12 protein-coding genes are annotated in these 12,332 nt (G+C 64.8%); 8 read left to right on the plus strand and 4 right to left on the minus strand.

The features are described 5' to 3' along the window. Positions 1-39: 39 nt before the first annotated feature. Both PAF18_RS01605 and PAF18_RS01610 read right to left on the minus strand, forming a co-directional pair. Positions 40-1,170, minus strand: coding sequence for an SH3 domain-containing protein (locus PAF18_RS01605; protein WP_271116900.1), 1,131 nt, complete (start codon positions 1,168-1,170; stop codon positions 40-42). A gap of 137 nt (positions 1,171-1,307) precedes the next feature. Next, the gene (locus tag PAF18_RS01610) at positions 1,308-2,780 is read right to left on the minus strand and encodes an NAD-dependent succinate-semialdehyde dehydrogenase (protein WP_271116901.1); all 1,473 of its coding nucleotides are present in this window, start codon (positions 2,778-2,780) and stop codon (positions 1,308-1,310) included. Between the two features lie 225 nt (positions 2,781-3,005). On the opposite strand from PAF18_RS01610, the gene PAF18_RS01615 reads away from it, so the two are divergent. Further along, positions 3,006-3,674 (plus strand): DUF1236 domain-containing protein, encoded by a 669-nt coding sequence (locus PAF18_RS01615; RefSeq protein WP_271116902.1) that lies wholly within the window; start codon positions 3,006-3,008, stop codon positions 3,672-3,674. Between the two features lie 51 nt (positions 3,675-3,725). Here PAF18_RS01615 and PAF18_RS01620 read toward each other — a convergent pair whose 3' ends face one another. After that, entirely contained in the window at positions 3,726-4,724 is a 999-nt protein-coding gene (locus tag PAF18_RS01620) for a P1 family peptidase (RefSeq protein WP_271116903.1), read from the minus strand. Between the two features lie 283 nt (positions 4,725-5,007). Between PAF18_RS01620 and PAF18_RS01625 the strand changes: the two genes are divergently transcribed. Next, positions 5,008-8,094: a DUF6973 domain-containing protein gene (locus PAF18_RS01625; protein ID WP_271116904.1), complete on the plus strand. Its 3,087-nt coding sequence runs from the start codon at positions 5,008-5,010 to the stop codon at positions 8,092-8,094. After that, entirely contained in the window at positions 8,094-8,615 is a 522-nt protein-coding gene (locus tag PAF18_RS01630; protein WP_271116905.1) for a hypothetical protein, read from the plus strand. Before PAF18_RS01625 ends, PAF18_RS01630 begins: the two co-directional genes overlap by 1 nt. A 63-nt stretch (positions 8,616-8,678) precedes the next feature. Here the strand turns inward: PAF18_RS01630 and PAF18_RS01635 are convergent, their stop codons facing one another. Then, entirely contained in the window at positions 8,679-9,665 is a 987-nt protein-coding gene (locus PAF18_RS01635) for a hypothetical protein (protein ID WP_271116906.1), read from the minus strand. Between the two features lie 321 nt (positions 9,666-9,986). Between PAF18_RS01635 and PAF18_RS01640 the strand changes: the two genes are divergently transcribed. The 5 genes from PAF18_RS01640 (at position 9,987) to PAF18_RS01660 (ending at position 12,326) form a co-directional block, all read left to right on the plus strand. Continuing rightward, complete coding sequence (locus PAF18_RS01640) at positions 9,987-10,481, plus strand: hypothetical protein (protein WP_271116907.1); 495 nt, start codon at positions 9,987-9,989, stop codon at positions 10,479-10,481. A gap of 31 nt (positions 10,482-10,512) precedes the next feature. Beyond that, positions 10,513-10,818: a hypothetical protein gene (locus PAF18_RS01645; RefSeq protein ID WP_271116908.1), complete on the plus strand. Its 306-nt coding sequence runs from the start codon at positions 10,513-10,515 to the stop codon at positions 10,816-10,818. A 16-nt stretch (positions 10,819-10,834) separates the two neighbouring features. Further along, positions 10,835-11,284 (plus strand): hypothetical protein, encoded by a 450-nt coding sequence (locus tag PAF18_RS01650; RefSeq protein ID WP_271116909.1) that lies wholly within the window; start codon positions 10,835-10,837, stop codon positions 11,282-11,284. A 20-nt stretch (positions 11,285-11,304) separates the two neighbouring features. After that, the gene (locus PAF18_RS01655) at positions 11,305-11,523 is read left to right on the plus strand and encodes a hypothetical protein (RefSeq protein ID WP_271116910.1); all 219 of its coding nucleotides are present in this window, start codon (positions 11,305-11,307) and stop codon (positions 11,521-11,523) included. Between the two features lie 464 nt (positions 11,524-11,987). Then, positions 11,988-12,326: a hypothetical protein gene (locus PAF18_RS01660; RefSeq protein ID WP_271116911.1), complete on the plus strand. Its 339-nt coding sequence runs from the start codon at positions 11,988-11,990 to the stop codon at positions 12,324-12,326. The last annotated feature ends 6 nt before the right edge of the window (positions 12,327-12,332 follow it).

The following is a 12,332-nucleotide window of genomic DNA, read 5'->3' on the forward strand; positions in this document are numbered from 1 at the left end:
GGATCGACCGGGGCCTTTTTCATAACCGCTGAACCGCGATCAGCCGCCGTTCACGACGGCATCGGGGATCTCGTAGCGTTCCTCGCCGATGGTCACCACGGTCAGATCTCCGCGTCGCTCGCTGCTCAGCCCCTCTGCCGGGACCGGAGCGCCGGCTTCGAAACGGATCTCGCGGCTGCCGCCATCCGGCCATGCGATGGTGACGGTGGCCGTGCCTTCGCCTGTGCGCGTGACCGACATGGCGCAGTTGCGCGTCGGCATTCCGGCGGCGACCGAACAGGGAACTTCACCCGTCGCATCGGGCGCAGCGGAATCCGGTTTCGGGGCCGGTTTCTTGGCAGAGACCGCGGGGCTTTCGCGCGGCGGCTCTGACGACGGCGACCGGTCCGGGGCATCGGACGGGCGGGTGTCGTCAACGGCCATGCGGCTCGCTGCTTCGGCCGGTTTCGCGGGCGGGGCGGTCGATCCGATCGTCGCGGGCTCGGGCGCTTCTGCGCCGGGCTCTGCCGCCGAGAGATGCGTGCCAACCGCCCATCCGGTGACCGCCGTTCCGCTGGTGGTACTGACCTGGCACCACTGCGTCCCGCCTAGCGGCTTGCAGCCGTCATTGCGCAGCTCGGCACCATTGCCGACCGTGGTCAGCACCTCGGCATCGGTCGACGGCTCCGAGCGGATGTTCAGCTGCCCGTCGACACCGGAAACGGTCCAGAGATCCGGCCCTTCGGCAGAGATCGTCGCGCCGTCACCGCCCGTCGCTTCGCCGCCATCGACACTGACCGCGAGGGTGTAGTTCGCCGTCTCGCCACGCCGCCCCGCGCTCGGCATCAGATAAGCGCGGATCAGATAGCTGCCCTCTGCGGGCATGGTCAGCGTCGCCTCGAGCCCGGCGGTGCTGCCGATAAAGATCGCCTCATCCTCACCGGGCGTCGCGCCGGGGGCGAATATATTGAAATAGCTGGTCGGATTATCCGTCTCCATACGGACCGACAGCGTCTGGCCCTTTCGCGCGGTGAGCGCGAAATCGGCGACTTCGCGTCCGGCGATGCTGCCCTCGATCCGGGTGCCGGTCTCGCCGACCGGGAAAATGATCGGGTTGGCGGCGTTCTGCCCCCAGACGGGCACGCAGAGCGCAACGGTGATGGCGGTTGCCGAGAGGAGCCTGCCGAACATGAGATGCCTCAATTCTGTTTCTTCTGTTTTCGCGGGTCTCGCGCGCGGGGCGCGTCGCGCGAGATAATGCGCATATCTTTGCTGAATGGCAGCTTATACGGGCCCAGTTCGCGTAACTGTGTCAGCGTGTGAGCAGGTCAGATCGACAGGCAGATATATTTCATCTCCAGATAGTCGTCGATGCCGTGCCGGCTGCCTTCGCGCCCAAGACCCGATTGCTTGACGCCACCGAACGGTGCCATTTCGGTCGAGATGATGCCGGTATTCACGCCGACGATCCCGTATTCCAGCGCCTCCTGCACACGGGTGATGCGGGTGATATCGCGGGCGTAGAAATAGCAGGCGAGGCCGAAGATGGTGTTGTTGGCCTTCTTGATCGCCTCGTCGTCGCTGTCGAAGCGGAAGAGCGGGGCGAGCGGGCCGAAGGTTTCCTCGGTCGCGACCTTCATCTCGTCAGTGACGCCGGTCACGACGGTCGGTTCGAAGAATAACCCGTCCTTGCGCTTTCCGCCGGTCACGATTTCGCCGCCATGATCCACCACATCCGCGATATGTTCCTGCACCTTCTCGACCGCATCCTCGTTGATGAGCGGGCCGGTGGTCACGCCGTCTTCCATCCCGTCACCGACGCGAAGCTTTTCGACGGCGGCAGCGAGTTTCTTCGAAAAGGCGTCATAGACACCCGACTGCACATAGATCCGGTTGGCGCAGACACAGGTCTGGCCGTTATTGCGGAATTTCGACGCCATCGCGCCCTCGACCGCCGCATCCAGATCGGCATCGTCGAACACGATGAAGGGGGCATTGCCGCCCAGCTCCATCGAGCATTTGAGAACCTGATCCGCTGCCTGCGCCAGCAGGATCCGACCCACCGCCGTCGAGCCGGTGAAGGTCAGCTTGCGGATCAGCGGATTCTCGCAGAATTCCTTGCCGATCTCGCTGCTGCGCGAGGAGGTCACGATCGAGAAGATCCCCTTCGGCAGCCCGGCGCGTTCGCCCAGAACCGCCATGGCCAGGGCCGAAAGCGGGGTCTCGGCGGCGGGGCGTCCGACAAAGCCGCAGCCCACGGCGAGGGCCGGGCCGCATTTGCGGGCGATCATGGCGTTGGGGAAATTCCACGGCGTGATCGAGCCGACCACCCCGATGGGCTGGCGGATCACGGTCAGCCGCTTGTCGGGCTGGTGGCCGGGGATGGTCTCGCCATAGACACGCTTGGCCTCTTCTCCGAACCATTCGATGAAGCTGGCGCCATAGGCGATTTCGCCCTTGGCCTCCTGTAGCGGTTTGCCCATCTCGGCAGTGAGGATACGTCCCAGATCCTCCTGGTTGTCCATCATCAGATCGAACCATTTGCGCATGATCTGGGCGCGCTCTTTGGCGGTGCGTGCGGACCAGTCCTTCATCGCCTCGGCGGCGGCATCGATGGCGCGGGCCACCTCGGCGCGGGACAGGTCGGCAACCTCGGCGATGACATCGCCGCGCGCCGGGTTGGTCACCTGAAACGTCTTGCCGTCATCGGCATCGATCCACTCGCCCGCGACATAGGCGCGGGTCTCCAGAAGCGAGGGGTCCTTGAGCTGCATCTTGAGATCGGTGGCATGCTTGGTCATGGCGTCCTGTCCTTGTCTGGGGCTTCAGTTACGCTCGCGCGTTTGGCCCGTCATGACAAGCCCGCATCTCGGCCTGGAACCGGGCGAGGCGCGCCTGTTTGCCGAGCGAGGGGTGAACAACTTCGGATCACGCATTTGCGTAGCCGACGTGATGCAACGATCCCTGCATGGCGGATGTTGTCAGCTCATCGCCGGTGGGAACCGGCTCAGCTACTGGAGTGAGATATGTACAAGATTTTCGCAGCCACCACCGCCGCTTCGCTGGTTTTCGCGGGCACGGCCTTTGCACAGACCGCCGCAACTGCGGGCACCGATCTGAACCTGCGCGCCGGTCCCGGCGTCCAGCATGAGGTGACCGGCGTCATCACCGGCGGCGACGAGGTCAGCGTCGTGGGCTGCATCGAGTCGGCCAACTGGTGCGAGGTGAATTACGGCGATCAGAACGGTTGGGCTTACGGCGATTATCTGGCCGCCAAGGTCGGTGAAGAGTTCAAGCCGATCTATCCGAATCGCCAGGAAATCGGCGTTACCATCATCGAGAGCGAAGAGATCGACCCTGAAGAGCAGGGCCAGAACGCCGCCGTCGGCGCAGGCACCGGTGCCGCGATGGGCGCGTTGATCGCCGGCCCGCTGGGCGCCATCGTCGGGGCGACGGCAGGCACCGCTGCGGGCGCCGCTGCAACCGAGCCGGAAGAGACCGTGACCACCTATGTCGAGGAAAACCCGCAAGAGCCGGTCATGCTGGAAGGTGAAGTCGTCGTCGGCGCCGGTATCCCGGAAGAAGTCACGCTCTACGACATCCCGGAAAACGAGCAGTATCAGTATGTGACCATCAACGGTCAGCGCGTTCTGGTGAACCCGGACGACCGCAAGATCGTTTACGTGTATCGCTAAGTTCCCTCTTGGCGATCGGGAAGGCGGGGTTTCGGCCCCGCCTTTTTCATTTTATCCCGCCGGATCAGCGATCTGGTGCCAGCTTCTTTGAAGGTCTCCGGGCCGTTGCCGGGCGGCATGGACACCGCGGGCAATCGCGCGCGCCAGCACCGAGGCGGCGGCATGGCCGAGCTGGAACGGCGTGACGGCCGGGTCCGGCAGCGGCTTTTCGCCGGTCGAGACAGAAAAGACCAGATCCCCGTCGAACGGCGTATGGCTGGGCACAATGGCGCGGGCCATGCCGTCATGCGCTGCCGTCGCGAGCCGTTGCAGCGCGGCTTTGCTCAGCGCCGCGTCGGTGGCGACGATGGCGATGGTCGTGGCTTCTCCGCTTTGTTTCACCGGCAGGGGCTCATGGCCGGGATCGGGGTTCGGCGCCAGGCCGAGCCCGCCGAACTCTCCTCCGAGCTCCCAGGGCGCGGCCCAGAAATGTGGCCCATCGCCCATCGTGACAGTGCCGAGCGCATTGATAACAACGAGCGCTCCGACCGTCACGCCGCAATCCAGCACCGTCGAGGCCGAGCCGAGCCCGCCTTTCAGCGTGCCGGTCATCGCTCCGAAACCTGCGCCTGCAGTGCCGATCTCGAATGCGTCCCCCGCCGCATCGAACGCGCGGCGTCCCAGCGCCGGATAGGGGTTGCCTGTCCAGCCCTTGTCGCCGCCATTGAGCAGATCGAAGACGATGGCCCCCGGCGCGATGGGCACGCGCGCGTCGCCGACGGCAAAGCCGCGCCCCTGCGCCCGCAGCCCGTCCATCACCCCATCCCCCGCCGACAACCCGAAGGCAGAGCCGCCCGACAGGAAAAGCGCATCGATCTGTTCGACGAGCTTGTCGGGGGCCAGCAGATCGGTCTCTCGCGTACCGGGTGCGCCGCCCATGACATGCACCGCCGCCGCGAAGGGCTTGTCCGCAGCAAGCACCGTCGTGCCCGACCGCAGCGCCTCGTCATGCGCGTTCCCGACCCGCAGACCGGCGATGTCGGTGATGAGGTTTCTTCGTCCCTGCTGCATCTGCGGCTCTCCTGTGATCGCCCGTCCAACTCTGGTCCGGCGGCGCGCGTGGTGCAAGCACGGCGCGCGGCCTGGGGCCGCACGAACCGCAGCGTCTGGTCCGCACCAAGGCGTTCAGCTTTTGGCGCAAGTTTCCGCCGAACCGGTCAAGCCGCCCGGATTTGTCGTGGACCGACAGGAAAGCGTCATACAGTCTTGCTCTTGATGGAACTGCCTTGGCTGTCCGCCATCCATCGTCGCATCGTCCTGGCCGATGCGAGCCTGCCATACGGGAGTAACGAGCATGTTTGTCCTGGGTCTTCGCCCGCAGCAGATCGCCGACCGGATCACCGCATTACCGCGCCAGTTCGCCCCCAAACCCGAACCGAAATCGTCCGAGCGCAATGGCGGATGCACCGATCTGCCGGAGGTGAAACTGCCCGATACCGGCTCTGGCCGGCGCGGCGGTGAGCCACCGGTCAAGGTCGAGCCGCTTGGCGACGGCACTGGCTCGGGCATCGTCGATGCCGCCAAGGGCGCGAAGGACGGGGTTCTGATCGCAGAGGGCGTCGACGGGCTGAACGGAGAGGGCGATTCCGCCTATCTGCGCATGACCCCCGCCATCGGGGCGGCGGGAAATTTGCGCGTGGCGGAACTCGGCGGAGAGGCGATGCTGGGCGCCGATATGCGGGTGACGCAGAATGGCGAGGGCGATGACGCCACCTATACGCTGCGCTATGAAAAACACGCGCTTGCCGGTGCGACCGGGAAGATGGGCACCGATACTCTGGGTCGCGGACGCGCTGACAAGACGGGCGAGGATCTGCCCGTCGACGCCGCCGGGAAGGCTGCGCTCAGCGGACAGTCCTTCGATGCGGTCGAAATGACCTTCGACAGTAAGGAGGACGCGATCCGCGCCGCCGAAACGCTGCAACGACTGACGCTGGCGGATGCTGCAGGCGATGTGTTCGGTGCGACCGGCCCCGGCCTGGGGCCTATTGGAATTGCGACCGGCTCTGGCGGTAATCCTTTGGCAAACCCGCTGAACGGGGACGGCGCGCCGGGTCCACTCGCGCAGCGTTTGGCGGGAGTCTCGGCCGAGGATATGGCCCATCTCGAGGAGAATATCACCGCCTATGAATCCACATTCGGGGGACGTCAGCGCCTCGCGCTGGAACTGGGCGGCGATGTTAAGCATTTCGACGCCGCCGTCGAGGGCCGTGTCGATCCGACCCAGCGGATCACGCGCCGCGTCGAACTGGCCACCGACACTCAGGCGGGCAGTCTGAGCTATACGATGCGGGCGGGAGTGGATGTGACCGGCTCGCAAAAGCTGAAGAAGGGTTTCGAGGCGCAGGGTGCCGGGATCGGCGGGCGCGTCGCGAACCTCAAGGATCTCGCCTCGGCCAGCACCGAGGTAACGCTGAACTACGAACTTCCCGCCAATACCGATCCGACCCGCTCACCCGGCGGTCGACCGGTGCCGGAATATGATGCCTTGACCGGAAAGGGCGATCTGGAACTCGATTCTGTGCAGCTTCGTCAGGAGGCCGAGTTCAGCGCGCAGTCGCTTCATGATCCGTCCCGCACCGATCTGCGCCGTCTTTCGGCAGAGGTCACGTTAAATGACCCCGATCAAATCAAAACCGCCATGTCGCGGCTCCGCGACGGCGATTTCGAAGGCGCGGCGGCCGCGAGCGGTGCCGAGGTCGAACTGAACAGCCAGGAAATTTCGCGCTCCGGTGTGGACACTGTGAGCGGGGTCAGCTTCGACTTCGGGATCGGCAATGTCGACGCCTCGGTCATTTTCGAAAGCGGCGTGGACGAGATCACCGCCGAGCACAGCCTCACCGTCTCAGCCGGTCACCCGAAGGCGGTCGCGGAGGGGTTGCCGGGCGGCATGGCGAGATCAACCGGCGCCACCCGGATCCCGCCGGGACCGGAGGATGACGGCAAGACATTTGTTGTCACACCATGGAGCGGTGCGGCCATGAGGGACGCGCCCGGCGGGGCGCAGGACACGGTGATCCAGAGTGGCAGCTTTCTGCGCGACACAGGCGATCGCGGGACCGATGCCGCCGGAAATGACTTTATCAAGGTCAGCGGCACCGATGTGAACGATCGCCCCGTCGAGGGCTGGGTCGCCGCCGACATTCTGGCCCCGCATAGCAGCGCTACCGGCGCGATGGACGCGACCGGGCGCACCAACCCGTCGCTGGAACACCAGCGCTATGACGCGGTGACAGTGGAAAATGACGACAATCTCTGGGATCTTGCCAAGCAATACGGAGCGGACCCGCAGGAAATGGTGGCGCTGAACCGCGATCACCTGCAAAACCCGTCGCTTATCTTCAAGGGCGACACCGTCTATATGCCCGGCACTTCACGCGGACCGGAGCCGGAGACGATAGCGCAACCGGCGACGCCTCCGGCTGCGAGTTCGCCGCTCGCGCCCGAGCGCGCAACCTCCGAGCGTTCAGGGTCGCCGGGAAGCGAGGTGCCGACCAACCCGGAACCGACATCCGGGGCGGAGCCGGGTCGCGTATCGGACGACGAGACCTCGCCTGATCTTCCAAGCGGCAGCGGTGCGCAGCCCGTGCCGCCCGGATACCCCGGTTCTGCCAGTAGCCCACAGCCGTCGCCCGGCCCGGTTTACGGACCGCAGAATCCGGCACCGACTGCCAGCGAAGCGCCCGCGGAAACCGATCCCGCCGCGCCTTCGCCCGCGCCGGCAGCTGGTCCCGGCGACGCCGGTGGTCGCGCTGATCTGGATCGGATCCTGCAGGAATATCAGGTCCGCGAGGACCAGATGGTCGAGGAATATCGCCCCAAATTCGCAGGCGTCGAAATCTCGGTGTTTCCGGCGCAGCGCGTGACTAGGGCCGAAGCCGATCTGCTGGACCGGCTGAGCGCGTTCGAGCTGAAGGATATGAAGGACATCAAGGACGCCGCCTATGCGCGGGCCGATGCGCAGATCCCGCAGACCGGTGCGGATGGCATGCCCGTGGCCGGCGGCAATGACGGGCATAACGATGCTTTCCGCCACGCCTATTGGAATGCGACGATGACGAGCCGCTTCGGCGAGGATTACGCCGCATCCTTCGCCACGGCGCATGAGGGCGTGCCCAACAACCAGGCGGATCGCGAGGCGATGGATCTCTATAACAACGAGGTCGGACGCCGCATCGCCGTTGAAAACCCCGATGCCACTGCCGATGAACTCGCCGATCTGGTCTATGCGGCGCTTGAGAATGGCGAATTGCTGGTTATCGACGGCCAGAACGAGTTGGCTTATTCCGATCAGGTCGCCATCGGAGCGACCGGGATCGCCGATGACGCACCGCATTTTGGCGGAAACGCTCCGCCGCAACTCGATGATGCGACCTCGTGATGAAGAGACAGCGGAACAGCCTGATCATCGCCGCGCTCGGTATTGCCGGTCTGATCGGCCTGTGGGAGATGCGTGCCGACGCCGAAAACACAACCGGCTCGGCGGGTGAGGCGCAGATAGAAGAGACGGCCATGATCGACAGAATAGCCGAGTTTGCCGCGGCAGGCCCGAACGGTGCGGCGCTGAATCTGGCCGAGGTGACCGATTTCGACTGGGACCAGGTCTATGGTTTCAGCGCGACCATGCCGCCGGAGATGCTGGAACAGGCCTTGGGTGCCGCCTACCGCCCTGAACTCGCCAAATTGCGCGAGAGCTGGTACGAAGATGATGCGCTGCTGGTGTTCACCCGCGACGACGAGATCGTCGAGCAGGTCGCCTTCACCAGCGAGCCGCGTCTGGTCGGCACCGACGCCAGGGCCTATGGCACTGATGCGGCACTGGTCGTGCACACGAAAGACCCCGGCCCATATGTCTCGGTGCGCCTTGTCGCTCAGCCGCCGGAGCCGATGGCGGGACAGTGAAAGCCACCGACGCGAAGAAAGGCCCGGCATCGCGCCGGGCCTCGTTCGATGCGCCGGCGGAGCTCAGAACCCCTGCGTCATGTAGCGATACGATTCCCAGCTATGCATCTCGTATGAACCCGCTCCCCAGTTGTTCAGTCGCATGAGCTGATTTGCCGCCGAGCTCATCCCGGACATGGAACCCTGCGCCGCGCGAAGCTGCGCGATCTCCATCAGCGGTTCTTTCAACGGTCCGGCAAAGGCGCCCATTTCCATGAAATGGATCAGCTCGGGGCTGGCCTCGCGCTCGGCATCGGTCATCGGAATATCGACCGCCGCAAGCCAGTGGATCACATCGTCCGTCCCGAGGATCTTTTCCATCGTCGCGGCGGGCGGGATTTCTTCCCGGAAAAGAACTGCGAGCGCGGCTTCGCGTTCGGACGCGTCCAGCTCGGGCCAGGCCGCCTCGACCCCGTCCGCCCAGGCCTGAAGCCGGGTCGGGAAGACCAGATTGACCTGCTGTCCCTCGCCGTCCCAGGCCTCGTGAACGAGCGCGGCGGGATCGCCCTCGGGGATGACCGACAGCCCGTCCTGATCCTGCAGCGCCTTCATCCGCCCGAGCGCGGCCACATCGCTGCTGGCCAGACCCATGCCGGTGATCAGCTCCTCTTCGAACGGGTCAGCCTCTTCCCATGCCGCGAGCGGGGCGAAGCTGCCGGCCGGCTCGCCCGAGAGGGCGGCGGCGGTGGTCAGCGTGTCACGCGCCAGATCATACATCGCGCCACGCGTCGCGGGCTCGCTGCCCTCTCGGGCCAGAGTCGCAGCCTGCACGAAAGCGGGCGGTGCCTTTTCCGCGAGAAGCGGCTCGACAGCATAGGCAGAGATGAGGCGGCGCATGTCCTCTTCGATCTGAGCGGCGTCCTCGGGCTGCGATTCGCTGCCCATCATTTTCTGATAGGCCTCCGCCATGCGAGGTGCCCAGATATCGGGATCGGCAGGGGCTGCGCCCGCCGTGGCGGCACATGAGGCCAAAAGCGAGGTCAGCGCAATTTTTCTGGTCAGGACAGCCATGCCTGGCTCCTTTGCTGAACAACGGACATGACGATACTGGCGCGATCGGGTGATGCTTGCATGACCCGCGCGCCGCTGTGCGCGAGAAGCTGCCGAAACCTGCATCCGACCAGCAAATACACGCTTATCGCAATTTGTCTTCATGGACCTGTCACAGTCCCTGTCCTAGCCTGCCTGCGGGTGAAGTGAATGTTACGAGATTTCGGCGCTCAGATGTCACGGATTGCGCCGGTCCTCCGGTTGATTTCGCTTGGCTTGACGATGCTGGTCGCAACACTGGGCGAAGCGCGGGCTCAGCTGGACGTGTCTAGCGATAACGAAATGCTTGAGCTTCCGTTTCCCTATGAGGCGAATGAAGTGCAGATCGAGGCGATGATGCAGGACGTGATGAGCAAGACCGACATGCCGGTGATTCTCGCCGAGAATCTGGGCGGACGGGTCTCTGTTTCCAATCCTGACGGCACGTTGCGTGATCTGCTGGATGAGATGGCGCGCGACGGTAAGGCGGCCTGGTGGTTCGACGGGCGCGCGATCCATATCGAGGGCGCGGGCAGCATGGTCAGCCGTCTGATTCCGCTGAACGGTTTCAGCATCGGCGAGTTGCGCGATCAGCTTGCCGAAACCGGCCTGGCAAGCGACCGCTACCCGCTGCGCGGCGGTGCCGACGCCGAGATGGCGCGGCTGGTGGCGCCGCAGGGCTATGCCGATGCGGTGGCCGAGCTGGCGGCGCATATGACCGCCACCCGCGAAGAAACCGCGCCAGCCGAAAAAAGACTGCCCACGGTCATCCGCGGAAGGGGCCGCGTCCGGCAATGATCGGCGCGGAATGCAATATCAAGGAGTACTCATGACCATGAACCAGGATAATGCCGACCGGATCGACGATCTGCATCTGATGATGGCGGCCGCGATCTTATGCGGTCAGCGCGGGGTCGAGGCCGAGTTGATGCCGATCTTCGACAGCTGGGCGCAGCATTATCCCGAAGACGCGCTCGCCAATATCGGGCGCGGCCTGTTCATGATCGGGAACGGCAATGCCGAGGCCGGATACCAGATGATCGCCCAGGCTGCCGAGACCGCAAAGACCCGGGTCGATCAGGCCCGCGAGGTGCTTGCCTCGCTCGAACAGGACATGCCCGAACTCGCCCGCTGATCCGAAGGAGCCCGTCATGAAGATCGACCGCGCCGATATGAAGCTGCTGATCGAAGCCGGATATAGCGGAGTAATGCGAGGCATCGATACCGATCTGACCCCGATCTTCGAAGCGATTGGCGAATGGATGCCGCAATATGCGGCGGGCGAGATCGGCATCGCGCTTCAGGAGATGGTGGCAGGCCGTTTCGCGGAGGCGGATGAGCGGTTGACCCGGATCATCGGCTCGGATCTCGAAGGGCGGGACGAGGCGCGGGCGATCCTCGCCATGTGCAAGTCGATCGAGAATGAGCACGACGAGGCACGCCGCCTTCAGCAGGAATTGAAGGGCACCGGAGGGGCTGCCGAAGCCTTCACCGATCTTCTGGTGGATGGTGTCCCAGAGACCACGCAGGGAAATCAGGGCCTTGCGATGGCGACCGACGCCGAGCTCGCGCGCGGCGGTCAGGATGCAGAGCGGGCATGATACCCAGGATGGAGACGTAAATGGGACTGTTTAGCGGAATTTCCAACGCGCTTGGCGGCATCGGCAAGGCGTTGGGTCTCGGCCAGATCATGAAAAGCATTTCGGGCCTTCTGAACTCGCCATTCGGCGCGCTGATGAAACTGGCCTTCCCGCAGCTCGCTCTGGCCAGCTCGTTCCTGAATTTCAGCGGCATGATGGGCAATCTTGCCGGCGGTATCGGCGGAGGCGCTGAATACTGAATTTCGGGCCGGGAAAAGGGGGATCGGTCGCCAGCAACTTCCACCCTCTTTTCCCGCCTTTTCGCCCGCCGCTCGCGGGCCACATGAAACAGATAGTTAACGGACCAGAATGACCCGACCCGCCACAGACAGCCACGACACAGCGCGCAACACCGCGCTGATGCGGGCATGGCTTCGCCGCCGCATGACACGGCGCGCGGGCGGTCGTCTGTCCAACCCGTTCCTCCGCCTGTCCCGGGCGGTGGGCCGCGTCCTGACGGCGCGCCGTGTCCGGCTTTGCAACCCGGGCCGTCTTTCCCTGACCATCCGTATCCAACCCGGCCTTCACTGCCTGACTGCCCTTGGCCTCGGCCTTGCGGGCGGCGGCGGCGGCAGTCCGGGCGATGCGGTCAAGGTCCGACATGTGCCGATTACTCCGCGCCACGAGGCGGAGCCAGTCCAGAGAATGACGAGAGGCCCAAGACATGGTCACAGCAGTTAACGCCGTCGCAACCCCCGCCGCCGCCACGCCTGCACAGGATCCGGTGCTGAGCGATCTCGCACAGGCGACGCTGGAACGGCTGGGCAATATGCACAGCAATTTCAACGAAAGCGCCGTTGCCATGCGCAGCCAGACCGAGGCCGCCCCGGCCACCGGCGTGGCGTCGGGACAGGGAGACGATCTCGCCCGGTCGGTGCAGGCTGCGGCGGATGCGTTCCGCACCGCCTCGCAGGTGCAAAGCCAGATCGTGCAGTTCTCGATGGCGACCTCGATTTCGCAGAGCCTCGGAAATAATCTCAACAGCTTCCTGAAAGGGACCTGAGCCGCG

The sequence above is a fragment of the Paracoccus sediminicola genome (assembly GCF_027912835.1).
GTDB classification, from domain to species: Bacteria; Pseudomonadota; Alphaproteobacteria; order Rhodobacterales; family Rhodobacteraceae; genus Paracoccus; species Paracoccus sediminicola.